A 24,874-nucleotide genomic window follows, 5' to 3' on the forward strand; every position below is an offset into this window, starting at 1 on the left:
TCCCGTGCACGACACGACGACGCTGGACCTGGAGACCGCGGTCGACCTGACCCGCACCGGGGACCTGTGGCTGTTCCGCGGGCGGTCCGCCGCGGACCACGCTATCCGTGCGGTCACCAACGCCCCGGTCAACCATGTGGGCATGGCCGTGGTGGTCGACGACCTGCCGCCGCTGATGTGGCACGCCGAGCTCGGCCGGGGGCTGGTCGACGTCTGGACCGGCACCCGTCACCGGGGGGCACAGCTGCACGACCTCAGGGCGGCGGTGCTGCAGTGGAGCCACCGCTACGAGCAGCGCACCTGGCTGCGGCAGCTCGACGCGCAGGTCACCCGGCCGATGGAGGATGAGCTGCTGCGCAGCGTCGCGCGGCTCAGCGGCACTCCCTTCCCGGCCACGACCGCCCTGGCGGCACGGTGGCTCAGGGGCAGGGTGCGTCGGCCGGCGCCGGTCGAGACGACCTACTGCGCCGAGGTCGTCGCCGACGCCTACCAGGCGATGGGCCTGCTGGGCCAGGACCGCCCCACCAACTACTACGACCCCGGGACGTTCTGGTCCGGGGACGGGCTGGAGCTGCTCGAGGGGGCGCGGCTCGGTGCCGAGATCCAGGTGCGGGTGCCCGGGCCGGTGCCGTCCTGAGGCGCCCCGCGTCGCCGGGGCGGGCCAGGGCTGGGACCCTGGGGTCATGACCTCCGCCCCCTCCCCCCGTCCGGTGTTCGTCTACGACGGCGACTGCTCCGTGTGCTCCAGCAGCGCCCGGGCGCTGCGTCGCTACGTGGACCCGGACGCTCACTACGCCGTCGAGCCCTACCAGTTCCTCGACCTCGCGGCCTACGGCCTGACCGCCGAGGAGTGCTCCTGGGAGGCCAAGTTCGTGCGCGCCGACGGCTCCGTCCACGGCGGGCACCGCTCGGTCGCCGAGGCGCTGCGGCACGGTCGAGCCGTATGCCGTCCGCTCGGCACCGTCCTCACGCTGCCGGTGATGGACGCGCTGGCCGCGCGGGCCTACCGCTGGGTGGCCGACAACCGCAGCCGGCTGCCCGGCGGGACGCCCACCTGCTCTCTGCCTCCCGGCGAGCGATGACCGTGGGCGAGGGCTGAGCACGTGCCGACGCAGGAGGTCGACTGGGCCGAGCAGCTGTCACTGCCCCCGCTGACGTGGGAGGGCACGGCCATCGGGCTCGCGGCCCTCGTGGCGGCGGTGCTGCTCGGGGTCGTCGTCGAGCGGGCGGTCCGTGGCTACCTGCGGTGGCGGCACCGTGGCCCCAGCGCCGTCGCGGTGTTCGGCCGGCTGGCGCGGTGGGCCGTGGTGGTGCTGGGGGTGGGCATCGCCCTGACCGTCGTCTTCCCGAGCGTGCGGCCGATCAACATCCTGGGAGGGCTGGGGGTCATCTCGATCGCGGCGGGCATCGCCTTCCAGACGGTGCTGGGCAACATGTTCGCCGGCATCATGATCCTGTCGGGCGACCGCTACCACGTGGGAGACCAGATCGGGGTGCGGGACCTGCGCGGGGAGATCACCCAGATGACGCTGAACTCGACTGCGGTGCGCACCTTCGACGGTCGCAAGGTGCTCATCCCCAACCAGGTGATGCACTCGGAGCCGGTGACGGTGCAGACCGGGTTCGAGCGGGTGCGCACCAGCGTCACCGTCCAGGTGGACGCCACCGCCGACCCGGCACGCGCCCAGCGCGTCGCCGTCGAGGCCATGACCGCGGTGCCGGAGGTCCTGGAGGACCCGGCACCACAGGCCCTGCTCACGGTGCTCGACAAGGGGGCGCTCACCCTGGAGCTGAGGTTCTGGTCCGGGGCCCGCCAGCTGGAGACCCGGGAGGCCCAGCACGCGGTCATCGCTGCCGTGGTGGCGGCCTTCACCGCGCACGACGTGCGGCTCGCCGACGAGATCCAGACCGTCGAGGCGGGCCCCGACCTGCTCGGGGCCCTGGACGGCCTCGGGTCCTCGCGGGAGTCCGGGGCCGACACCGCCTGACACGCACGGGTCCCGTCGGGCACACACACGGCGGCGCCGTGCAGGGGGTCTGGCCCACCTGCACGGCGCCGTGGCGTCAGGCGGGCCGCGCAGGGGGCTCGAGCCGCCGACCCCCTCTGCACGGACCGCCCGTGTGCTACCCGCAGCTCAGGTCTGCCCTGACCTCCGTCGCCAGGGTGGTGAGCTCGGCCGCCTGGTCGTCGTCGAGCTTCTTGCCCGCAAGGGCCCGCACCTGCTGGAGGAACGCTCCGAGCGCGTCGCAGGCGGTGTCCGGGTCGTCCGCCTCCAGGGCAGCCAAGGCAGCGCGGAGGGTGCTGCCCAGCGCGGTGGTGACGCCCCGCGGCAGGCCCAGCTGCGCGACCGTGTCCTGCAGTGCCGCCACCTGCGCGACCGGCGTGGGCTCGAGCTCCACCGAGCCGCTGTCCGGAGCGCTGCCCTGGGGGCGTGCGACACCGCGCTGGTCGGTGCCCTCCGGCTGGTCCGGGTCACCGTTGTCGACGACGACCGAGCCGGCGGCCGGCAGGTGCGTGGCCGTCGGGCCGCCGTTGTCGGCCAGCGGCTCCAGCACCGGCTCGCTCTCCGTGACGTCGCCACTCGCCGCCGCACCACAGGTGCCGTCGGAGGTGACGTTGTGCCCGCCGGAGCTCAGCAGCACCGTGCCGCCACCGTTGTCGACGACGCCGCACTCGGTGCCGCTGTTGTCGACCACCACCGAGCCGCGGACGGTCAGGTGTGCCGAGGAGTCCCCGAACGTGGCGACGAGCATGCCACCCGCGGTGCCGTCAGGCGAGCTGTTGCCGGCGACGGTCGAGTCGGTCACCGTCACGTCGCCGTCGGTCGCGAACAGCGCCCCTCCGTGCCAGCCCAGGGCGGAGTTGCCGCTGACGGTGCTGGTGACAATGTCGGTGGTGCCGAGTGACCGCAGACCACCCCCGACGTCGGAGGCGCTGTTGCCGCTGACGGTCGAGCGCGAGACCAGCGTCGTGCTGCCGAAGAACCCGTACAGACCACCACCGGGCCCGCCGTTGACGGTGTTGTCGGCCACGGTGCTCTCGACCAGGGTCAGCGTGCCGTTCTCGCCGGTGTAGACGCCGCCACCGCCCTTCCAGAACTCGTTGCCGCTGGTGTCGACGACGCTGTCGGTCACCTCCGACCGGCTGAGCGTGAGGTCACCGTTGTTGAGCACGGCACCGGCCAGCTCGTAGCCGTAGCCGCGGGTCAGCACCAGGTCGCTCAGCGTGACCTCGACGCCCGCCTCGACCTCCAGGATGCGCGAGGCGCCCTGCCCGTCCAGCACGACGCCGGGAGCCTGCGAGCCGTCGACCACCACGTCCGTGGCCACGGTCAGGGGGCTGGACAGCTCGACCGTCTCACCGTCCAGGGCCGGGTCGAGGGTGATGGTGCTGCCTTCGCAGGCGCCGGCCAGGGCTGCGCGCAGGCTGCCCGGGCCGCTGTCGGCGGCGCTGTCGACGACGGTGCCGTCGGCGCAGCCGCCGAGCCGGATCTGGTCGAGCAGCAGCGAGGAGCCCGCTGCCACGGGAGTCTGCAGCGCCAGCGAGCTGACGTTGCTCGGGTCCACCGCGGTGCCGTCGGCGTCGACGAAGGAGCCCAGCGGCAGGGTGACCAGGCGCCAGCCCTCGGTGTCGTCGACGACCGGCGCCGTGAACTCCACGTCCTGGGTGTCGGCCTGGTAGATCCGCACGTAGTCGACGGTCGTGGTCTGCGGGAAGTCGACCTCACCCACGGTGCCACCGAAGTTGCCGCCGACGGCGGTGTTGAGGAGCAGGAAGAACGGGTGCTCGAAGACCCACTCGTTCGGGGCCACGTCCGCCGGGACGGCCTCGTGGTAGCGGATGCCGTCGACCTCCCAGATGATCTCCTCCGGGCGCCACTCGACGGCGTACTCGTGGAAGTCCTCGGCGACCGGGACGTCGAAGATGTAGTCGCCACCGTAGGACTGGCCACCGGAGTAGCCCGGTCCGTGGATGGTGCCGAACACCCGGAACGGCTCGCGGCCGACGTGCTCCATGACGTCGATCTCCCCGGCCTGCGGCCACGGGTTCTCGACGATGTCGTCGCCCAGGGTCCAGAACGCCGGCCACAGGCCCTCGCCCACCGGCACCTTGACCCGGGCCTCGATGCGACCGTAGGCCGTCTCCAGCTTGTCCTGGGTGACGAGGCGGGCCGAGGTGTACTCGCAGGGGCCGTAGTAGCAGGTCGGGCCGGAGCCGTCGGTGACCTCGCGGGTCGTGATGACCAGGTTGCCCTGGCCGTCGTGGGCCACGTTGTCGGTGCTGTCGGTGTAGTACTGCAGCTCGTCGTTGCCCCAGCCGGGCTTGCCGATGACGGTGCCGTCACCGATCTCGTGCGTCCAGACGGTGGGGTCCGGGGGCGTGCCCGCCGGCGCGTCGAACTCGTCGCTCCACACCAGCGGCCAGTCGGTCGCGGCACCTTCGCCCGGGCCGACGGTCGGGTTGGTCAGGGTCACGTCGAGCGTCTCGCCCGAGCCGTTGCCGTAGACCCACATGCTCAAGGTGTTGCGACCGGTCCAGTCCCGCGCGACGGGGAAGCGCCGGTATGCGGTCACGTCCTCGCCGGAGCCGTCCACCTGGAGCACTCCCTCGGGGGCGTCCTGGCCGGGGAGCGCCAGCGGGTCGTCGGCCGCGAGACGGGTGCTCAGCAGCTCGTCGCCGCTGGGGCTGTCCCAGAGGTAGGGCGTGCTCTCGAAGTCCTCGACGAGGTCGGGGTCCGGGGTCTCGTCGTCCGCGATGACCAGCCGCGCGCCCGGGGGCCGGCCCAGCTCGGCGCCGGTGACCTCGGCGATCTCCAGCAGGACGATGCGCTCTGCGCTGTACTTCTCGTCGCCGAACGTAGGGACGCTCAGGCTCGCGGTCGTCTCGCCGGCCGGGATGGTCACGGTGGTGTCGACGGGGGTGTAGTCGACGCCCTCCTGGGCAGGGCTCTGCGTCGAGCGCACCCGCACGTCCACGGGCTCCTCCGCGGCCTTGCTGAGACGCAGCCCGACCTGGCCGTCCTCGCCCTCGGTCGTGGTGAAGCTCGGGGTGGTGAAGCCGACGGTCAGGGGCCGCTCGGGAGCGGTGCCGTAGACCTCGACGTCGTCGAGGTAGAAGGTCTCGGTGCCCTCCGTGGTCAGTGCGCCGAAGGCCCAGCCGTGCACCTCGGTGAGCTGGAAGCCGTCGTTGGGTGCGCCGTTGCCGATCTCCTTGCGGCTCATGTCCTCGAAGGGCAGCTGCACCAGCTGCCAGCCGGCGGTGTCGTCGGTGAACGCGACGCTGAAGCGCTCCCCGTCGTCGGTGGTGGAGCCGGGGTTGCGGTTGTCGACGACGTCGACGAAGAGGCTGGTGCCGCTGCCGGTGCCGTGCATCCAGAACTGCAGGCCCTCGTAGGCGCTCCAGTCCTGGGTGGCCCAGGTGCTGGTGGCCTGGTCGGCGAAGGCATGGATCACCACGCCGAAGGCGGTGACGTCGAAGTCGGTGCGCAGCGCGTTGTTGTCCGCGGCCGAGCCGGGCAGCGGCTCCGGCAGCTCGGGAGTCCGCGCGAAGGTCGTCGTGCTCTGGGTGTCCTGCGCTGTGAAGAAGCCGAGCGGGACGGCCCCCTCCGAGCCGGTGAACAGCGGCTCCTCGAAGTCGTCGACCACCGGCAGCGTCGCGGCCGCCTGGGCGGTCGGTATGCCGACGGCGGGCAACGCCAGGCACAAGGCTGTGCCCAGGGCGGTCAGGGTCCGGGCGTGCCGGGTGGCTGCCATGGTGGTCTCCTCGTCGTTGAGTGTGAGAGAGCGCTCTCTAACAAGAGAGTAGAGCGCTCTCTCTCAGTTGCGCAAGGGATAGCCCGGAATTGCTGGGACAGTGTGTGGTCAGGCAGTGGCGCGCAGGACGAGCTCGACCGGGAGGATCACGTGGCCGGTGTCCTTCAGCTGGTCGAGCTCGGGCATCGGGTCCTCGACGGCACGGCCCAGGCGTTGCAGCAGCACCTGGGCCATCAGCCGGCCCTGGTCGGAGGTCCGCTGGCGGACCGTCGTCAACGGCGGCGAGGACACCGCCGCGACGTCGGCGTCGTCGAAGCCGACCACCGCGACGTCCTCGGGGACCCGCCGGCCGGCGGCGTGCAGCGCACCGATGACCCCCAGGGCCATCATGTCGGAGGCCACGAAGAGGCCGTCCACGTCGGGCCGCCGCTCCAGCAGACGGCTGACGGCCGCGCTGCCGCTGGGGGTGGTGAAGTCCCCGATCTCGACGAGCTCGGGGTCGAACGCCGACCCCATCTCCTCGCGGAAGCCGCGCAGGCGGTCCACGCCGGCCGACATGTCCTGCGGGCCGGCGACGGTGCCCACGTGCCGGCGCCCGATCTCGCGCAGCCGGCGTGCCGCCAGCCGGGCACCGTGGCTGTTGTCGTGGTCGACGTAGGCGACGTCGACGGCACGACGGAGCGGCCGGCCGCCGACCACCAGCGGGACGCCGGAGGAGAGCACGTGCGGCACCACCTCGAGGTCGTCGTGCTCGGAGATGAGCAGCGCTCCGTCGGCGTGGCCCGCCTGCAGGTAGGTCTCCACGCGGTGGACGTCGCTCGGGCCCTGAGCCATCGACAGGACCAGCTGGACACCCGCACGGCTCACCTCCTGGCTGACCCCACGGACGATGGCGGAGAAGAACGGGTCGCCGAAGACCCGGGTGTCCGACTCGGCGGCGATGAGGGCGACTGTGTCCGTCCGGCGCGTCATGAGCGAGCGCGCGGCCTGGTTGGGCACGTAATGCAGGTCCTCGATGGCCTTCGTGACGACCTGCACCAGGTGCGGGTCCACCGAGGGTGCCCGGTTGACCACCCGGGAGACGGTGGCCCGGGACACCCCTGCGCGCAGGGCCACCTGCTCCAGCGTCGGGCGGCTCGGCCCGGCCCCCTGGCTCCTGCGGCCCGGGGCGGCGGGCTGTGAGGTCGGCATCCTCGGATGGTAGTGGCTCCCCCCCTCGGCCCGTGTCACCCCTTCACCGCTCCTTGCATGACGCCGGCCACCAGCTGACGCCCTGCGAAGAGGAACAGGATGATGAGCGGCGCGGCGGCGATCGTGACACCGGCGAGGATGAGCGAGTAGTCCTTGAAGTAGGACGCCTGCAGCAGCTGGATCGAGACGGGCAGCGTGGGGTTGGCCGACCCGAGCACGATGAACGGCCAGAAGAAGGCCGTCCAGGAGCCGATGAAGGTGAACAGCCCCAGCATCGCGGCGGCCGGGCGGGCTGCCGGCATCACGATGTGCCAGAAGGTGCGCAGCATGGAGCAGCCGTCGACACGGCCTGCCTCGATCAGCTCGTAGGGCAGTGCCGACTCGAGGTACTGCGTCATCCAGAAGACCCCGAAAGCCGTGACCATGCCGGGCACGATCACCGCCTCCAGGCGTCCGGTCCAGCCGAGCTCGGCCATCAGGATGAACAGGGGCACGACGGACAGCTGGGTGGGGATGGCCATGGTGGCGATGAGGAAGACCAGCAGCGGGCCACGCCCACGGAACCGCAGCTTGGAGAAGGCGAACCCGGCGAGCGTGGCGAAGAAGACCACGGACGCGGCGGTGACCGTCGCGGCGATGATGCTGTTGAGCAGCGCCGGCCAGAACTTGATGTCACTGGAGATCACCCGGGTGGCGTTCTCGAGGAAGTTGCCCTCGGGGATGAGCGAGGGCACCGGGGTCTGGGCGATGGACACGGCGTCGGACGACCCGAGCAGGAAGGAGTAGTAGAGCGGGTAGGCCGACAGCATCAGGACCACGGCCATGATCGCGTAGGTGAGCCAGCCCGGGCGGTTGCTGGTGGCCGAGCGGCGTCGCCGCGCCCGGGCGCGGGCAGCTGCCTTGCCGGCCTTCGTGCCGGCGGTGCCGACGACCATGGGGTCGGTGCTCATGACGGGTCCTTCCCGGTGCGGGTGGGCGGCGGGTCGCTCACCGGAGCGGTGGTCGCGGCGGCGGGGGCGGTGCCGGCCGGCACCGTGCCGACCAGAGGTGCCGCGGCCGGGGTGGTGCGTGTGCGGGTGGTCTCACCCGTGGCGATGCGGCGGGTGAGCAGGTAGTTGAGGACCCCGACGCCGATGATGATGAGGAACAGGATCCAGGAGACGGCTGCCGCGCGGCCGAAGCTCTGCTGGGCACCCCACCCGAGCTCGTAGATGTACATGGTCACGGTCATCCACTGGCGGGACGAGCCGCCCTGGCCGGCCTGGTCGAAGACACGGGGCTCGTCGAAGATCTGCAGACCCCCGATGGTCGCGGTGATGACCACGAAGATGATGGTCGGCCGCAGCATGGGCACGGTCACCGACAGGAACTGCCGGACCCGGCCGGCACCGTCGATCATGGCCGCCTCGTAGAGCTCCTTGGGGATGGCCTGCATGGCGGCCAGGAAGATCAGGGTGACGTAGCCGGTCCAGCGGAAGTTCACCATGGTGGCGATCGCGACGTGTGAGGCCAGGACGTCGGAGTGCCAGCCGACCGACGGCAGGCCGACGCCCTCCAGGAGGGTGTTGATGAGCCCGGCCTGGTCGGCGAACATCTTGGAGAAGATCACCCCGACGGCGACGGGGGCCACCACGAAGGGCAGCAGCACGCCCATCCGCCAGAACGTCTTGGCCCGGATGTTCTGGTTGAGCACCGCGGCCAGGAGCAGCGCGCCCAGGGTCTGGGTGACCCCGGAGAGCAGGAAGATGCTGAAGGTGTTGCGCAGGCCGACCCAGAAGTTGTCCTGGGCGATCACCTGCGTGTAGTTGCCCAGCCCGACGAACTCGCCCTTGCCGCCGATGAGGGACCACTCGTGCAGCGAGACCCAGAACGTGTAGACGAGGGGGAACAGGCCCACGATGCCGAACAGGACGAAGAACGGGGAGATGTACAGGTAGGGCGAGTACCTGAAGTCCCAGATGCCGAGGCGCTGGCGCCAGGTCAGGCCACCACTGGGCGGGGTGGGCGCGGCCGGCGCGGCCGGTCGGCGTGGTGCGACGGTCGTGGACATGGTGCCTCCTCGGGGGGACGGGGGCCGGGGGCCGGCCGCGACTGCTCGCGGCCGGCCTCACCGACGGTGGCTGGTCAGCCGAGTGCCTCGACGTCGTTGACGAAGGTGGCCCACGACGACTCGGGGTCGTCGGTCTGGTCGACGTCCACGCGGCCCAGGGCCTGCTGTATCGCGTCGTTGACGGCGGCGTACATCGGGCCCTTGAACGGCACGACGGTCACGGCCTCCGCGCGGGCGGAGAAGATCTCACCGGTGGGGGCACCGTTGAAGAACTCGTTCGTGGTGTCGGCCAGCACCTCCGACTCGAGCGCCTCGTTCTGGCTCGGGAAGGTGCCCTTGCTCTGGAAGGCCCGGATCTGCTGCTCCGGCGCGGTCAGCCAGGCAGCCAGGGCCTTGGCCTCCTCAGGGTGCTCGCTCTGGGTCGGGACGGTCAGGAAGGACCCGCCCCAGTTGCCGCCGCCACCGGGGAAGGTGTCGGCGATGTCCCAGCCCTCGACCTCCGCGGCGTTGCCCTCGATGACGCCCAGCATCCAGCTCGGGCAGACCATCGTGGCGAAGCCGTCGCGCTGGAAGGAGGTCGTCCAGTCGTCGCTCCACTGCGCGAGGTGGGCCGACAGGCCCTCCTCGGACGCGGCGAGCACCTGGTCGTACATCTCGCGGACCTCGGGGTTCTCGGTCGCGATGACGGTGCCGTCGGTGTCCTCGTAGGCGAACTCGACCTGGTTGACCATGGCCTGGTAGATCGCGCCGGCGGACTCCATCCACGGCACGTCCGAGGCCTCCTGGAACTCCCGGCCGGCCGCGAAGTAGTCCTCCCACGTGTCTCCGAGCCAGTCGGCCACCTCCTCGCGCTCGCTCGGCAGGCCGGCGTCCTCGAGGAGGTCGGCGCGGTAGCAGATGGCCTCGGGCCCGATGTCCGTGCCGTAGCCGATCAGGGCGCCGTCGGTCGTGGTCGCCTGCTCGACCTTCCAGTCCAGCCAGCGGCCCTCCACGGACTCGTCGCCCAGGTCGACCCACTGGTCGGGGTACTGCTTGAGCTGCGGCAGCCAGTCGACCTCGACCGCCTCGACGTCCGACAGGCCGGAGCCGGCGGCCAGGCGGGTCAGGATGTTGTCACGTGCCTCGTTGGCGGTCGCGGCCTTCTTGAGCTCGACCGTGACGCCGGGGTTGGCCTCCTCGTAGTCGGCGACGAGGTCCTCGTAGCCGAACTCGTTGAAGGTCGCCACCGTGAGGGTGATGTCGCCCCCCTCGGCGGTGCCGCCGCCCTCGGCCGTGTCGTCGCCCTCGGCGTCGCCCCCGCAGCCGGCGAGGACGAGCCCCACGGCCGCGAAGGTGCTGATCCGGGCAAGTGCAAGTCGTCTGCGCATGGTGTGCCTCCAGGTGACCAGCCCCTCACCGGGGGAGCGGATCGTCTTTGGTCCGATGGTTGTGCCGGTGATGAGAGAGCGCTCTCTGTTCACAGAGTGAAGCCCATGGCAATATTTGTCAAGACCCCTCGTCTTGTGGAGTCGCCGTTATCGTGACACGCTCTCTCGGAACTCAGAGAGCGCTCTACCAGGAGGTCTGCGCCCATGCCAGCACACGGACGGCTCGTCGAGACGAGCGGCACCACCGCCTACGTCATCGACGGCTACGACCAGATGCCCCCGTTCTTCCTCACCGTGGCCGGAGCGTCCGACGTGTGGCTGTTCATGTCCACCACCGGCGGGGTCACCGCCGGTCGCCGCAACGCCCAGCACCCCGTGTTCCCCTACGACACAGAGGACAAGGTCGCCGACTCGGCGCCTCACACCGGGGGGTTCACGACCGTCTCCGTGCACGGCGAGGAGGGCTCCCACCTCTGGCAGCCGTTCGCTCCGCACGTGGCGACACCTGCCGGCGTGCGCGGCATCACCAAGTCGGTGCTGGGCGACGAGGTCACCTTCAGCGAGACGCACCCGCAGCTGCAGCTCACCTTCTCGGTCAGCTGGCGGACCAGCACGACGTACGGCGTGGTGCGTCGCTGCGTGCTGGCCTCCGACAGCACCTCCCCCCGGCGGGTCGAGGTCGTCGACGGGCTGCTCAACCTGCTTCCCCCCGGCACGTCGGTCCAGGTGCAGCGCAACCTCAGCAACCTGCTCGACGCCTACAAGCTCATGGAGGTCGACCCGGACACCGGGCTGGGCACGGCCTACCTCAACTCGCGGCTCACCGACCTGGCCGAGCCCGCCGAGTCCCTCGCGGCGACGACGGTCTGGCAGGTCGGCCTCCCCGCCACCGGGCATCACGTGTCGGCGGCCTCGGTCCCCGCGCTGCGCGAGGGTCAGGCCGTGCCCACCGGGCACCGCTCCCGGGGTGAGCGCGCGGCATACCTCGTGCGCGCCACGGTCGACCTCCCACCGCGAGGACGGCACGAGTGGACCATGGCCGCCGACGTCGACCAGGACGCTGCCCAGGTCGTGGACCTGAGGGAGGACCTGCTCCGCCCGCGCACCCTACTGAAGGCCGTGGAGGACGACCTCGCCGCCGACCGCCGGCGGCTGCGTGCGCTGGTGGCGGGAGCCGACGGGCTGCAGTGCACGGGCGACCGGACCGCGACCGCCCACCACCAGGCGAACGTGCTGTTCAACATCATGCGAGGAGGCGTCTTCGCCGACGGCTACCGGCTGGACGCCGACGACGTGGTCGACTTCGTCCATGGCAGACACCGGCCTGCGGCCGAGGGGCTGCGGGAGCGGCTGCCGGCCGACGCCGACGGCGGCCTGAGCATGCAGGCCCTCGTCGGGTGGGCCGAGGCCACCGGGGACCCGGACCTGGTGCGCCTCACCCGGGAGTACCTCCCCCTCACCTTCAGCCGCCGGCACGGCGACCCGAGCAGGCCCTGGAACGTCTTCGACATCGTGCTGACCGGCCCGGACGGCAGGCCCCGCCTGGACCACCAGGGCAACTGGCGGGACATCTTCCAGAACTGGGAGGCGCTGTCCTGGTCCTACCCCGGATACCTCACCGGCATGGTCTCGACGTTCCTCGACGCCACGACGGTCGACGGGTACAACCCCTACCGCATCGCGCGCGCCGGCATCGACTGGGAGGTCCCGGAGCCCGAGGACCCGTGGGCGAACATCGGCTACTGGAGCGACCACCAGGTCGTCTACCTCCTCGCGCTCCTGGAGACCTCCGACGCGTTCGAGCCGGGCCGGGTGGCGCAGCTGCGCGACCAGCGGGTCTTCACCTACGCCGACGTCCCCTACCGGCTCGCGGGGTTCGAGGCGACCCTGGCCGACCCCGGCTCCACCGTCACCTTCGACGAGCAGGCCCATGCCGCCGCCCGGGCCCGGGCCGAGCGGCTGGGCGGTGACGGCCTGCTGCTGCACGACCGTGACGGTGACCTGGTGCGCGGCACCCTCGCCGACAAGCTGCTGCTGCTCCTGGCGGCCAAGCTGGTCAACCTGGTGCCGCGTGGTGGCATCTGGATGAACACCCAGCGCCCGGAGTGGAACGACGCCAACAACGCGCTCGTGGGTCACGGCCTGTCGGTCGTCACGGTGGCCTACCTGCACCGCTTCGTGGTCTACCTGCAGGACCTGCTGCTCGACGGTGACGCCGGGGTCGAGGTCGGGGCCGAGCTCGCCGGGCTCCTGGAGACCCTGACGGCCGTGCTCTCCGACGCCGCCGGCGACCTCGCCGGCGGATGGTCGCCGGCGCGCTGCCGGAAGGTCGTCGAGGCGCTCGGCCGGGCCGGCGAGCACTACCGTGCGCAGGTCTACGCCGGAGTGTCCGGGCACCGGCGCGTGCTGGAGCACGAGCAGCTGGTCTCGCTGCTGGACACGGCCCGGGTCCACCTGGAGGACACGGTCCGGTCGAACGCCCGGCAGGACGGTCTCTTCCACGCCTACAACACGCTGTCGCTCGACGGTGCGGAGCTGCACGTCCACCGGCTCGCCCCGATGCTGGAGGGGCAGGTCGCAGTGCTGAGCAGTGGCCTGCTCGACCCCCAGGAGTCGGTCACCCTGGTCAAGGCGCTGCGCGCGAGCCTCCTCTACCGGGCCGACCAGCACAGCTACCAGCTCTACCCTGACGTCGACGTCCCGACCTTCCTCGAGCGCAACACCTGGCCCCCGGAGCGGGCGGCAGCCAGCACCCTGCTGCCGCTGCTCGAGGCCGCGGACGAGCGGCGTCTGGCCGTCCGGGACCGTCGGGGGGCCTGGCACTTCGGCGCCGGGCTGCGCCACGCCGGCGACGTCGCGGCCGAGCTCGACCGCCTGGCGGACGACCCACGCTTCGCCGACGCGGTGGCACACGACCGCGCCCTGGTGCTCGACGTCTTCGAGCAGGTCTTCGACCACCGCTCGTTCACCGGGCGCTCGGGCACGTTCTTCGCCTTCGAGGGCCTGGGCAGCATCTACTGGCACATGGTGTCCAAGCTCCTGCTCGGGGTGCAGCGTGCCGTGCTGAGCGAGCCGTCCACCCCCTCGGAGCTGCTCGAGGCCTACGAGGACGTGCGCCAGGGCCTCGGCTACTGCAAGGACCCGCAGACCTACGGTGCCTTCCCGACCGACCCCTACTCACACACTCCGGGAGGCCGCGGGGCCCGGCAGCCCGGCATGACCGGGCAGGTCAAGGAGGAGGTCATCACCCGTTTCGCCGAGCTCGGCGCACGGGTCCGCGACGGCTGCATCGTCTTCGACCACCGGCTCCTGCGGCCGGCGGAGTGGCTCCGCGAGCCGACCCGCTTCGACTACCTCGACGCCGGCGGCGAGGCACGCACCCTACGGCTGCCGGCGGGCAGCCTGGCCTTCACGTGGTGCCAGGTGCCCTTCGTCCTGCACCGCACCGGCGGGTATGCCGTGCGGGTCACCTTCACCGACGGCCTGGTCGAGACCGTCGAGGGCACGGTGCTGCCGCGCGACGTCAGCGCCGAGATCTTCTCCCGGACCGGCCGCGTGGAGAGCGTCGAGCTGCGGCTCGAGGGATGACGGGGCGGGGCAGGTCAGGCCGGGGACGGCGTCTGCACGCGCGACGCGGTTCCTGCCAGACTTGACCCATGACCCCCACGTCCGCCACCCCGCCCACGCTCGCGATCATCGGTGCCGGCTCCGTCGGTGCCACCCTCGCCTACACCGCCCTCGTCCGCGGCACCGCCCGCCGTGTCGTGCTGCACGACATCAACACCAAGAAGGTCGAGGCGGAGGCGCTCGACATCTCGCACGGCATCTCCTTCATGCCCGTCGGCGAGATCGTCGGCAGTGACGACATCGAGGTGTGCCGCGGCGCCCGCATCGTCGCGATCACCGCCGGTGGCAAGCAGAAGCCCGGCCAGAGCCGGATGGACCTGGCCGAGAGCACCATTGCCCTCACCCGCACGCTCATGCCGCAGCTGCTGGAGGTCGCACCCGATGCGACCTACCTCATGGTGACCAACCCGGTGGACGTCGTCACCACGGCCGCCCTGCGGATCTCCGGGCTCCCGCCCCAGCAGGTGTTCGGCTCCGGCACGGTGCTCGACTCCGCGCGGCTGCGGCACGAGATCTCCACCCGCATCGGGGTCGCCGTGCAGAACGTCCATGCCTACGTCGCGGGTGAGCACGGGGACACCGAGTTCCCGCTGTGGACGTCCGCGAGCGTCGGTGGCGTGCCGCTGCTGCAGTGGCACGAGTCCCACGGCCGGCTGGACCAGGCGGAGCGGGAGGACATCGCCGACAAGGTGGTGCACGCGGCCTACCGGATCATCGAGGGCAAGGGCGCGACCAACTACGCTGTGGCGCTGGCCTGCTGCCAGGTCATCGAGTCGGTGCTGCGTGACGAGCGCCGGGTCCTGCCCGTCTCGACCTGGGTCGACGACTACCTCGGGGTCAGCAACGTCTCGCTGTCGGTGCCCACGGTCGTGGACGCGCGCGGCGCCGACGAGCGGCTGGTCGTGCCGATGTCGGACGGAGAGCTCTCCCAGCTGCGTGCCAGCGCCGAGTCGATCAAGGCGACGGCGGCACGCTTCGGGCTCTGACCTCACCCCAGGAGGCCGTCACGGTCCGGTAAGGACTCTCGGACCGCCCAGGGGACAGGCTGGTCCCATGCGAACGACACTGATCAGCCTGGCGGTCGCCGCACTGGCCCTGACGGCCTGCGGCACTGACGACGACACCACCCCGGGCGCCACCGGTACGCCGCAGCCCACGAGCGAAGAGGACCTGGGCGACAGTGACATGGGCACCGAGGACATGGGCACGGGCTCCGGCGAAGGACCGCCGGCCGCGCTTCCTGCGGGGGCGTACATCGACCACGCCACCTATGCCGCCGACACTGCGGCCCACGAGGACAGCACGGTCGTGCTGTTCTTCCACGCCGACTGGTGCCCCAGCTGCCGGGCGACCGACGCTGCGCTGACGGAGGACGGCGTGCCGGAGGGCCTCACGGTCGTCAAGGTCGACTTCGACAGCCAGACCTCCCTTCGCCAGGAGTACGGGATCGTCCAGCAGCACAGCTTCGTGCACGTCGACGCCCTCGGGACGGCACTGGCAACCTGGAGCGGCAGCCCTGACGGCGAGGACATCCTCGCCAGGACCGGCTGACCGCATGCTCACCGTCCTGGGCGCCCTGGTGGCCGGTGTGCTCACGACCCTGGCACCCTGCGTGCTGCCACTGCTGCCCGTCATCGTGGGTGGCTCCGTCGCGCCGGAGGCCGACCGGGCGACCCAGACCCGGCGCGCCATGGTCATCGCGGCCTCGCTCGGCCTGTCCGTGGCCCTCTTCACGCTCGCCCTCAAGGGGACGACCGCCCTCATCGGCGTGCCACCGCAGGCCTGGCAGTGGCTCTCCGGCGGGATCCTGGTGGCCCTCGGCCTGGCCGGCGTCTTCCCCGGCCTGTGGGACCGGGTGGCCGTCGCACTGCGCCTGTCCTCCCGGACGCATGCCGGCCTGCGCGGAGCGCGCTCACACGACGGGGTGAGCGGGCAGGTGCTGACCGGGGCGGCCCTCGGACCGGTGTTCTCCTCGTGCAGCCCGCTCTACGCCTACGTCGTGGTGACGGTCCTGCCCGCAGACCTGGGCTTCGGCCTGGTCCTGCTCGCTGCCTACTGTCTGGGCCTGAGCGCGACGCTGCTCGTCATCGCCCTCGCGGGCCAACGGGCCGTGGGACGGCTGGGGTGGGCTGCCCAGGCCGACGGGTGGTTCCGCCGCTCGCTCGGTGTGGTCTTCCTCGCCGTCGGGCTGGTCGTGCTGCTGGGCTGGGACCGTGAGGTCCAGGCCTGGGTGCTCGAGCACTCCCCGGTCGCACCGTGGGAGCTCGACTCGGGCTTCATCCCGCAGGGGTGAGCGGCACGCACAGGCGCAGCCGGCAGCCGGCGCCGTGGTTCGTCAGCCGCACCGTGCCGCCGTGCTCCTCCACGACGGCCCGCGTGATCGTCAGCCCCACGCCCGCCCCCGCCCCGGCCTCGGGGGTGCGCGGTGCGCTGCCGCGCCAGCCCGGGTCGAACGCGCGCTGCAGGTCCTCCGGCGACAGCCCACCGCACGCGTCGTCCACCTCCACAAACGCCACCTGCCCGCCGGCGTCCGCCTGGCGGCCCGCGCGCACCGTCACCAGCCCTCCCCGGGGAGTGGCCAGCAGCGCGTTGCGCACCACGTTGGCGACGGCTCGCTCGAGACGGGACGGGTCGACCTCCGCCCGCACCGGGTCGGCCACGGGGAGGTCCAGCCGGACCCCCAGCCGTTCGGCGACCGGCACCTGGCCCTGGGCGACGTCGCGGGCCAGCTCCGAGAGGTCCACCGGCCGTCGTCGCAGCAGCTGCTCACCGTGCTGCAGGAGCGACATCTCCAGGAGGTCGTCCACCATGCGGGCCATGCGGTCGCTCTCGTGGCGGATGCGCCGGTGGTAGGCGTCAGGGTCCTGCACGACCCCGTCCTCGAGTGCCTCGGCCATGGCACGGATGCCGGCCAGCGGTGACCGGAGGTCGTGCGAGGCCCATGTGACCATCTCCCTGCGGCTCGCGGCCAGCGCCTGCTCCCGCTCGCGCTGGGCGGCGGCCTCGGCAGTCCGACGGTCGATCGCCCGCACGGCGCGGTAGAGGAAGAAGCCACACGCCAGGGCCACCGGCACGGCTGCGGCGACGAGCAGCCACACGAGCGTCAGGTCGTGGCTGGACAGGAACATCGCCTGGGCCGTGACGAGGACGCCCGCGGCGATGCTGGCGACGACGACAGCCGGCCCCACCAGCGTCGCCGTGGCCAGCGAGCGTCGCGCTACCCGCACCGTGGCCCAGGCACCCAGCGCGCCCACGACACCGGCCGTCCCGGCCGACAGGACGATGGCCTCGAGCTCCGGGGTCACGGTCGCCGGTCCCAGCGGTAGCCCGCGCCCCATACCGTGACGATCCGCGTGGGGGTCGCCGGGTCGGGCTCGACCTTGTTGCGCAGACGGCGCACGTGGACCGTCACGGTGGAGTCGTCACCGAAGTCCCAGCCCCACACCTCGCGCATGAGCTGCTGCCGGCTCACCACCACCCCTGGGTGGGTGACGAGGTAGGTCAGCAGGTCGAACTCGCGACCGGTCAGCGCCAGCGGCCGGCCCGCGAGGTGGGCGGTGCGACCGGCGGGGTCGAGGCGGAGGTCACCGTCGTGCAGGGGCTCGGCCGGCCCGGACTCCCCCGACGGGGGGTCGGCCACCCGGCGGAGCACGCCCTGCACGCGCAGGACCAGCTCGCGGACGCTGAACGGCTTGCCGACATAGTCGTCCGCGCCGAGCTCCAGACCCAGCACCCGGTCCTCCTCCGTCGTGAGCGCGGTCAGCAGGATGACGGGCAGGCGCGGGTCGGTCTCGCGCATCCGGCGCAGCACCTCGATGCCGTCGATGCCCGGCAGCATGACGTCCAGCACCACGAGCCGTGGGCGGTGTCGGCGAGCCGCGGCCACCGCCTGCAGGCCGTCTGCTGCCTCGACGGTGGGCAGGCCGGCCCGGTGCAGGTAGGCGACCACGACCTCCCTGACGGTCTCGTCGTCGTCGACGACCAGGACGACGCTCACGCGGCGAGCGTAGTGCCGACCCGGCCCAGGTGGTCTTGCCGGAGTATGACGTCCGGCTCAGTCGGTCACCCGGAAGACGCCGTGGGCGCCGCGCTCGGCGTCGACCATGATGTGGCTCACCAGCGGGTAGGTGCCCGCCTCGGGGAAGACCAGCTCGACGAAGCCGCCCTGCGCGGGCACGAGCGGCAGCACCTGTGCACCGTCGGGCCCGTCGGGCGAGCGCACCGTGTAGGCCCCTTCGGTCCAGACGGTGTCGAACTGCCCGCCGACCACGTGGAAGGCGCTGCTGCGGCTGGGGCCGGCGTCGAGCACCCAGACCCGCACCCGCTCCCCGACCCGGACCTCGATCGGGGCGTGGGCGTACTGGTTGGCGTAGCCGTTGAAGACCACCAGGTCGGGCTGCTCCTCGGCGACGTTCGCGGCGTCAGCCTCCTCGCCGTCGGCTCCGAGGTACATCTCCGACTGCACCAGCACGAGCTCACGGTCGACGTCGGGCAGGTCGGGCGGGTCGATGACGACGGCCCCGAACATGCCGTTCGCGATGTGCACCGACATCGGCATCGTCGAGCAGTGGTACATCCAGATGCCGGCCCGCGTGGCGGTGAAGGTGTAGGTCAGCTCCTCACCGGGCGCGATGGTGCGCATCGGCCGGTCCGGGGCGAGGGCCCCGGCATGGAAGTCGATGCTGTGCCCGATGGTGCCGTCGTTGACGAGGGTGACCTCGAAGGTGTCGCCCACCGTGCCGCGGAGCACGGGGCCGGGCACCGTGCCGCCGAAGGTCCACGCAGTGGCCGTGACGCCCGGGGCGACCTCGGTCTCCTCCTCGCGCACGACGAGGCGGTGCCGGTGCACCACCGCGTCGGGTGCGGGGCGCAGCACCGGGTCGTAGGGGGCGAAGGTCGGGCCCGGGTCCTGCCTGAGGTCGGCGGCGCTCACCCCACCGGCGGTGCCGGTGCCGTCCTCGGCACCGGCCACGCCGTGCTCGCCCTCGTCCGGGTGCCCGGCTGCGGTGCCCGCCGGCGCGCCGACCGCGACGACGTCGAGCTCCATCCCCATCTGGCGGTGACCCGCGACCGAGCACCAGCCCTGCAGGTCGGTGCCGACCACCCCGAGGTCGAGCTCTGTGCGCTCACCCGGGGCCAGCCGGCCGCTGCTCTGCCCGGAGGCCAGGACGAGGTCGTGCACGTCGGTGTCGGCGTTGACGAGCTGGACCACCAGCCGGTCACCGGCGGGCACCTCCACGACGTCGGGCTCGAACCGCATCCCCTGCGCCTCGACCAGGACGGTGGTCGTGCGTCCGGTCGGCGTGACCCCGGCCGCCGCGTCGGTGGTGCCCAGTCCGGCCGCGACCGGGTCGACCGCGACCCCGGCGGCGACCGCCAGCGCGACGACCCCCGCACCGGAGAGCAGCCCTCGCAGCCGCGTGGCACCCCGGCCACCGGGCACGCCGTCGCCCACCGCAGCGGGACCGGCCGACGGGACCAGGGACAGGTCACCCGGAGCCGTCGTCGCGCGGCGGTGCCGCCACAGCACGCGCAGCAGCAGCGGCACGACCGCGGCCAACGCGACGAAGACCACCAGGGAGGTGGTGACCCGCACGACGCTGGGCACGGGCAGCAGGCACACCAGGAGCCCGAGGTTCGCCGCGGTGAGCCGCAGGGTCGCGGCCCGGTCCAGGGTGGCGCTCGCTGCCCGCACCCGCGCCGGGCCCCCTCCCAGGACGACCGGCACGAGGTAGGACAGGGCGCCGACGAGGACCTGGGCCACCACCCCGACCAGCAGGGCCGCCACCAGCCAGCCGGTGCGCTCGCGCAGCACCGGGAGGTCCGGGGCCGTCGCGGCGACGCCGGCCAGCCCCAGCACGCTGCCGAGCAGCCAGGCCGTCCCGGCGCCCACCGACAGCGTCGCGAGATGCTGCGGAGCGCGCTGCCGGGCCGCCTGCACCATCGGCACCAGCAGCACGACCAGGCCCCCGGCATACCCGAGGAGCCCTGCGGCGACGACCGCGGTCGCGCCGGCACCGGCCCCGACGGCAGCGACACCGAGACCGGCCACGAGGAGCACGAAGCCCCGCCTGGCCGCCACCACGGCGCCGTCGGCGATGCGGGTGCGCAGCATGGTCGGCCAGAGGGTGACCAGCGTGCCCAGCACCGTCAGGCCCACCCAGCCGAGCACGTTGAGGAGCAGGTGCGCGAGCCGGAGCTCCTCGGCGGCCGCTCCCGCACCGCCCACCCCGAGGACGGCGCCCAGGACCACCCCCACGAGCACAGCCACGGCGGCGGCCACGTAGTAGCGGACGGTGACCGCGAAACGGTTGCCCAGGGCGCGGCGCACGCGGCGGAGCAGGTCGACGAGGTGCCAGGTCACAGCGCCGGCCACCAGCGCGGCCCCGGTCACCACGAGGGCGGCGACCGCCGAGGTCATGCCGGCGACGAGCACGAGGACCCCGCCGTTGAGCAGCACCAGGCGGCGGGCCTGGGCCGGCCGGTCGGCGTCCCCCAGACGCAGCAGGGCCTCGGCGAAGTGCCAGGTCCAGACCAGGATCGCGTTGCTCACCACCCCGAGCGCCAGCACATGGACGAGCAGCCACCCGGCGACCGGCAGGAAGGGATGGGTCAGCACCACGACGAGCAGGGCCACCGCCCACGCCAGCACCAGGCCGGTCGTGCGCGCGTGCCAGGAGGCGCGGCTCACGCGGGACCGGCCACGGCGTCGGGCAGGAGCAGCACGCAGGCACCGGGCTCCGCGAAGGGCAGCAGCCGGACACCGGTCGGGTCCTCGCCCCGGACCGTGAGCATGCCCTCGACCATGCCCTGGTGGACCTGGCAGACCACCTCGGGGTGGGAGCGGGCCGCCTCGAGCAGCGGACAGCGGCGCAGCGCCACCCTGGTGGCGTCGGCGGACGGCTCGGGGCCGAAGCCGCCGCGCGTGAGCATCCGCACGACCTCCGTGCGGGCTGCGCGGTCGGGGTCGACCGCTCCGGCCGCACGGCGCTGCCCGGGAGCAGAGCCGGTCGGCGGCTCGGCCGTGGCGGCCATGGCAGCCCCCCACTCGCGCCCGATCTGCCGGGCCGACGCCGCCGGGTCCGCACTCGTGCGGGCGACGTGGTGGGCGAACGCCGTGGTCAGGGCCAGGTAGTCGCGGGTGCGCTCGTCGATGCCGGCACCGGCGACGGAGGTGTAGGCCCACGCGGGTCGGCCCCGGCCGCGGGCGGGCTGACGGGAGCGCACGACCAGGCCGGCATCCACCAGCGCGTCCAGGGAACCGCGCGCCGTGTTGTGGTGCAGCCCGAGCTCAGCGGCGACCTCGTTGACCGTGACCTCCCCACCTCGGGCCTCCAGCACGTCGAGCACCCTGCGCAGGGCCGGCGAGAGCGCGGCCAGCGCCTCGTCCACGAGCGGGGTGGGCGCGGGTCCCGGACTATTTTTCACATCGGTTATCGTAACAAATGTACGCACTGCCCGTCCGCACTCCGGAGGTTCCCATGAGCACGTCCCAGACCATCTCGTCGCTCCCCCTGGCCCAGCAGGCCTCGTCCTGCGCCTGCGGCTGCGCCGACGAGGGCGTCCCCAGCCTCGACGTCCGCCCGGTCCCGCACGCCATCCGGCACGCGACGGTCTTCGGGGCCCTGGGGGCGATCGGTCGCGGGGCCTCCCTGGTGCTGGTCGCCCCGCACGACCCGCTGCCGCTGCTCGCCCAGATCCACGAGCGGGAGCCGGACGCCTTCGCGGTGAGCTACCTCGAGTCGGGCCCGCAGGCCTGGCGCGTGCAGCTCACCCGCCGCTGACGTGTGCTCCTCCTGCGGGTGCCGGGCGGTCGAGGTCGTCGGGCGATCACCGACGAGCACGGTCTGGACGGGCCCGAGTGGGAGGAGGTCCACGCCCTGACCCCCTCGCCGCCCGGCGGGCTCAGTCGTCCTCGGCGGAGTCCTCCGGTGTGCTCATCACCGCAAACGGCTCACCGTCGGGGCCGCTGACGACGGCCAGCCGGCCGTACTCCATGTCGAACGCGGGGGCGATGACCGCCCCGCCGGCCTCGGTCACCCGCGCCACCGCGCTGTCGGTGTCGGCCACCATGAAGGTCACGGCCCAGTGCGGCGGTGTGTCACCCTCGACCTCGCCGATCCCGGCGACCGGGCGCTCCTCGTCGCCGAGTGTGACGGTCGCGTACTGGTAGCCGTCGCCGGACATGTCCTGGTAGGAGTAGCCGAAGACGGTGCTGTAGAAGGCCTGGCCCTGCGCGAAGTCGCCGACCATCGCCTCGTTCCAGGTCACCGAGCCGGGCTCGTTGGCCAGGGTGTAGCCGGTGTGCTCGTCGGACTGCCACAGCCCGAAGACGGCGCCGGTGGGGTCCACTGCCAGGCACATGGTGCCGAAGGCGCCGACCTGCATCGGCGGGAAGACCAGCTCCCCTCCTGCCTGGGTGACCGCGTCGGCCGTCTGCTCGACGTCGTCGACCGCCAGGTAGGTCACCCAGACGTGCGGCGGCTCGTCCATGCCCGGCATCGGGGGCGACATCCCGGCGACCGTCTCACCGCCGACCAACGCGTTGCAGTATCCGCCGTACTGAGGGTCGCTGTCGGAGAACTCCCACCCGAGGACGTCCTGGTAGAAGTGCTGCGAGCGCTCCAGGTCGCTCACGGAGATGTCGACCCACGCCGGGGTCCCCTGTGCCCATGCCTCGTGCCGGACGACCATCGCTGCCTCGTCTCTCCTCACGGCGCGACCCCGACCGACGCGCCCCTCGGCCCATGGTGCACCCAGCGAGGGCAGGCCGGTAGGGGGTTGCTGCGTGTCGCTGCCCGGGTGCGGCACGATGGCACGGTGACCACCGACACCGCATACCTGGCGCGGGTGCGCACGCTCCTGCGCGAGCACCCCCTCATCGACGGCCATAACGACCTGCCGTGGCGGGCCCGCACGCTGGCGGGCTACGACTGGGAGCGTCTCGACATCGCCGGGAGCACACCCACCCACACCGACCTGCCACGGCTGCGCAGCGGGTGCGTCGGCGGCCAGTTCTGGTCGGTCTTCGTGCCCTCGACCCTGCCCGCGGACCAGGCAGTGATCCAGACCCTGGAGCAGGTCGACGCGGTGCACGCGATGGTGCGGCGGTATGCCGACCAGCTGGGTCTGGCGACGACGGCCGACGAGGTGGAGCGCGTCTTCGCGAGCGGTCGGGTGGCCTCGCTGATGGGTGCCGAGGGCGGACACTCGATCGGGTCGTCGCTGGGGGTGCTGCGCGTGCTGCACCGCCTCGGGGTGCGCTACCTGACGCTCACGCACAACGACAACACCCCGTGGGCGGACTCCGCGACCGACACCCCCGTGCACGGCGGGCTGACGGACTTCGGGCGCGAGGTGGTGCGGGAGATGAACCGGCTCGGCATGCTCGTGGACCTCTCCCACGTCTCGGCCGACACGATGCGCGACGCGCTGGACACGTCGGTGGCGCCCGTGGTCTTCAGCCACTCCTCCGCCCGGGCCGTGTGCGACTCACCACGCAACGTGCCGGACGACGTGCTGCAGACGATGGCGGCGGCGGGCGGCACGTGCATGGCGGTGTTCGCGCCGCAGTTCGTCTCCCAGGAGGTGCGCGACTGGCGCGAGGAGGCGGCGGCTGCGGCCCAGGCGGACGGTGTCGCGGCCACCGACCTGGAGCGCTTCGAGCCGTGGATGGAGACCTACCGGCTGCGCCACCCGGAGCCCAGGGCCACGCTGGCCCAGGTGGTCGAGCATGTCGAGCACCTCCGCGAGGTCGCCGGGGTCGACCACATCGGGGTGGGCGGCGACTACGACGGGGTCTCCACGCTGCCCGTGGGCCTGGAGGACGTGTCGGGCTACCCACGGCTCTTCGCTGCCCTGGCCGCACGCGGCTGGTCGGACAACGACCTGGCCAGGCTGGCCGGCGCCAACGTGCTGCGCACCCTGCGCGGCGCGGAGGAGGTCGCCGCCGCTCAGGCCTGAGGCACCGCCCACCAGGTCGCCGACGCCACCGGCGCGAAGCCGAGGGCACGGTAGAGGGGCAGCACGGCACCGACATACCCCTCGGTGGCGCCCCGGGACGCGCACCGCCGCAGGGCCTCGGTCACCGCCGCGGCGGCCAGGCCGCGGCGCCGGGTGTCGGGGTCGGTGCAGACCGGCTCGACCAGGACGTATGCCGTGCCCGGCGCGTGCCACACGCCGCAGTAGGAGGCATAGCTCCCGTCCGGGGCGAGCACGACCGTGTTGAGCCGCGGCACCATGCCGGGGCTGGACATGGAGCGCCGGCGCCACCGCAGGTCCTCCGGGGTGGCCGGCGGCTCCCCGGGGTGGTCGAAGCCGCGGTGCAGCAGCCGGTCGAAGCGGCGCACGTCGTCGGCCTCGTCGAGGCCGGCCAGGGTGTAGCCGGCGGGCAGCCCGGGCGGCGCCAGGCCCCTGAGCTCGAGGACCGAGTTGGGGTCACGCCCGTCCGTCGCCCGCAGCCCCCGCGCGAGCACCAGACGCTGCAGCTCGCGGTCGCCGTCGGCGACCAGCACCCGCACCGTCCCGTCACGCCGCAGGTGCTCGAGGGCGTGCTCCACCATGGCAGGCAGCAGCTCCCGGTGGGCGGGGTCGACGACGAGATAGGCCTCGCCCGTCTCGAGCTCGAAGGTGGCCAGGGCCACCACGGTGCCGTCGGCCTCCCACAGCCCGATCCGGTCCAGCGCCGCACGGTCCTGGTAGGGCAGGCAGAAGGCCCACTCCCACCGTGCCCAGAGGAAGCCGGGGGTCACCACGGAGGGCTCGTTGATGCGCCGCAGGAAGTCCCGCACCCGGAAGAAGTCGTCGGTGAACCCGGGGGTCGAGGTGTAGCGCCGCGCCTGCACCGTCATGACGTCTCCCCTTCCCCGCACCCTGCGGCCACGGA

At 72.6% G+C, this 24,874-nt stretch carries 20 protein-coding genes; 9 read left to right on the top strand and 11 right to left on the bottom strand.

Features of this window, described 5'->3' with window-relative positions; translation table 11 throughout:
• The first annotated feature begins 4 nt into the window (after nt 1-4).
• From LVO85_RS08615 to LVO85_RS08625, 3 genes are read left to right on the top strand one after another with little or no spacing between them, the layout of a single operon-like run.
• Complete coding sequence (locus LVO85_RS08615; protein ID WP_232747017.1) at nt 5-637, top strand: hypothetical protein; 633 nt, start codon at nt 5-7, stop codon at nt 635-637.
• 46 nt (nt 638-683) lie between these two features.
• The gene (locus tag LVO85_RS08620; RefSeq protein WP_232747018.1) at nt 684-1,082 is read left to right on the top strand and encodes a thiol-disulfide oxidoreductase DCC family protein; all 399 of its coding nucleotides are present in this window, start codon (nt 684-686) and stop codon (nt 1,080-1,082) included.
• 21 nt (nt 1,083-1,103) lie between these two features.
• Entirely contained in the window at nt 1,104-1,988 is an 885-nt protein-coding gene (locus tag LVO85_RS08625; protein ID WP_232747019.1) for a mechanosensitive ion channel family protein, read from the top strand.
• Between the two features lie 136 nt (nt 1,989-2,124).
• Here the strand turns inward: LVO85_RS08625 and LVO85_RS08630 are convergent, their stop codons facing one another.
• From LVO85_RS08630 to LVO85_RS08650, 5 genes are all read right to left on the bottom strand, one after another.
• Nucleotides 2,125-5,754 (bottom strand): family 16 glycosylhydrolase, encoded by a 3,630-nt coding sequence (locus LVO85_RS08630; RefSeq protein ID WP_232747020.1) that lies wholly within the window; start codon nt 5,752-5,754, stop codon nt 2,125-2,127.
• A 108-nt stretch (nt 5,755-5,862) separates the two neighbouring features.
• A complete protein-coding gene (locus LVO85_RS08635) occupies nt 5,863-6,945 on the bottom strand; it encodes a LacI family DNA-binding transcriptional regulator (protein ID WP_232747021.1) in 1,083 nt (360 codons plus the stop codon).
• Between the two features lie 35 nt (nt 6,946-6,980).
• A complete protein-coding gene (locus tag LVO85_RS08640) occupies nt 6,981-7,895 on the bottom strand; it encodes a carbohydrate ABC transporter permease (RefSeq protein ID WP_232747022.1) in 915 nt (304 codons plus the stop codon).
• A complete protein-coding gene (locus LVO85_RS08645; RefSeq protein WP_232747023.1) occupies nt 7,892-8,995 on the bottom strand; it encodes a carbohydrate ABC transporter permease in 1,104 nt (367 codons plus the stop codon). Before LVO85_RS08645 ends, LVO85_RS08640 begins: the two co-directional genes overlap by 4 nt.
• A gap of 74 nt (nt 8,996-9,069) precedes the next feature.
• The gene (locus LVO85_RS08650; RefSeq protein WP_232747024.1) at nt 9,070-10,362 is read right to left on the bottom strand and encodes an ABC transporter substrate-binding protein; all 1,293 of its coding nucleotides are present in this window, start codon (nt 10,360-10,362) and stop codon (nt 9,070-9,072) included.
• A 204-nt stretch (nt 10,363-10,566) separates the two neighbouring features.
• Between LVO85_RS08650 and LVO85_RS08655 the strand changes: the two genes are divergently transcribed.
• The 4 genes from LVO85_RS08655 (at nt 10,567) to LVO85_RS08670 (ending at nt 16,282) form a co-directional block, all read left to right on the top strand.
• Entirely contained in the window at nt 10,567-13,950 is a 3,384-nt protein-coding gene (locus LVO85_RS08655; protein WP_232747025.1) for a hypothetical protein, read from the top strand.
• 68 nt (nt 13,951-14,018) lie between these two features.
• The gene (locus LVO85_RS08660) at nt 14,019-14,975 is read left to right on the top strand and encodes an L-lactate dehydrogenase (protein ID WP_232747026.1); all 957 of its coding nucleotides are present in this window, start codon (nt 14,019-14,021) and stop codon (nt 14,973-14,975) included.
• Nucleotides 14,976-15,042: 67 nt separating this feature from the next.
• Nucleotides 15,043-15,540, top strand: a complete 498-nt coding sequence (locus tag LVO85_RS08665; protein WP_232747027.1) for a thioredoxin family protein — start codon at nt 15,043-15,045, stop codon at nt 15,538-15,540.
• A 4-nt stretch (nt 15,541-15,544) separates the two neighbouring features.
• A complete protein-coding gene (locus tag LVO85_RS08670) occupies nt 15,545-16,282 on the top strand; it encodes a cytochrome c biogenesis CcdA family protein (protein WP_232747028.1) in 738 nt (245 codons plus the stop codon).
• On the opposite strand, the gene LVO85_RS08675 is transcribed toward LVO85_RS08670, so the two are convergent.
• From LVO85_RS08675 to LVO85_RS08690, 4 genes are read right to left on the bottom strand one after another with little or no spacing between them, the layout of a single operon-like run.
• A complete protein-coding gene (locus LVO85_RS08675) occupies nt 16,266-17,294 on the bottom strand; it encodes a sensor histidine kinase (RefSeq protein ID WP_232747029.1) in 1,029 nt (342 codons plus the stop codon). The genes LVO85_RS08670 and LVO85_RS08675 overlap by 17 nt on opposite strands.
• The gene (locus LVO85_RS08680; protein ID WP_232747030.1) at nt 17,291-17,986 is read right to left on the bottom strand and encodes a response regulator transcription factor; all 696 of its coding nucleotides are present in this window, start codon (nt 17,984-17,986) and stop codon (nt 17,291-17,293) included. The genes LVO85_RS08675 and LVO85_RS08680 overlap by 4 nt, the downstream gene beginning before the upstream one ends.
• A gap of 57 nt (nt 17,987-18,043) precedes the next feature.
• The gene (locus LVO85_RS08685; protein WP_232747031.1) at nt 18,044-20,680 is read right to left on the bottom strand and encodes a multicopper oxidase domain-containing protein; all 2,637 of its coding nucleotides are present in this window, start codon (nt 20,678-20,680) and stop codon (nt 18,044-18,046) included.
• Complete coding sequence (locus LVO85_RS08690) at nt 20,677-21,417, bottom strand: helix-turn-helix transcriptional regulator (protein WP_232747032.1); 741 nt, start codon at nt 21,415-21,417, stop codon at nt 20,677-20,679. The genes LVO85_RS08685 and LVO85_RS08690 overlap by 4 nt, the downstream gene beginning before the upstream one ends.
• A gap of 53 nt (nt 21,418-21,470) precedes the next feature.
• Between LVO85_RS08690 and LVO85_RS08695 the strand changes: the two genes are divergently transcribed.
• Nucleotides 21,471-21,773: a DUF2249 domain-containing protein gene (locus tag LVO85_RS08695; RefSeq protein ID WP_232747033.1), complete on the top strand. Its 303-nt coding sequence runs from the start codon at nt 21,471-21,473 to the stop codon at nt 21,771-21,773.
• 121 nt (nt 21,774-21,894) lie between these two features.
• Here LVO85_RS08695 and LVO85_RS08700 read toward each other — a convergent pair whose 3' ends face one another.
• The gene (locus tag LVO85_RS08700; RefSeq protein WP_232747034.1) at nt 21,895-22,704 is read right to left on the bottom strand and encodes a VOC family protein; all 810 of its coding nucleotides are present in this window, start codon (nt 22,702-22,704) and stop codon (nt 21,895-21,897) included.
• Between the two features lie 105 nt (nt 22,705-22,809).
• Between LVO85_RS08700 and LVO85_RS08705 the strand changes: the two genes are divergently transcribed.
• Nucleotides 22,810-23,952, top strand: coding sequence for a dipeptidase (locus LVO85_RS08705; RefSeq protein WP_232747035.1), 1,143 nt, complete (start codon nt 22,810-22,812; stop codon nt 23,950-23,952).
• Here the strand turns inward: LVO85_RS08705 and LVO85_RS08710 are convergent.
• Nucleotides 23,943-24,839 (bottom strand): GNAT family N-acetyltransferase, encoded by an 897-nt coding sequence (locus LVO85_RS08710; RefSeq protein WP_232747036.1) that lies wholly within the window; start codon nt 24,837-24,839, stop codon nt 23,943-23,945. The two genes, LVO85_RS08705 and LVO85_RS08710, sit on opposite strands and share 10 nt — an antisense overlap.
• Between the last annotated feature and the right edge of the window lie 35 nt (nt 24,840-24,874).

Origin of the sequence: Ornithinimicrobium sediminis (assembly GCF_021272345.1) — a bacterium.
Lineage (GTDB): Bacteria > Actinomycetota > Actinomycetes > Actinomycetales > Dermatophilaceae > Ornithinicoccus > Ornithinicoccus sediminis_B.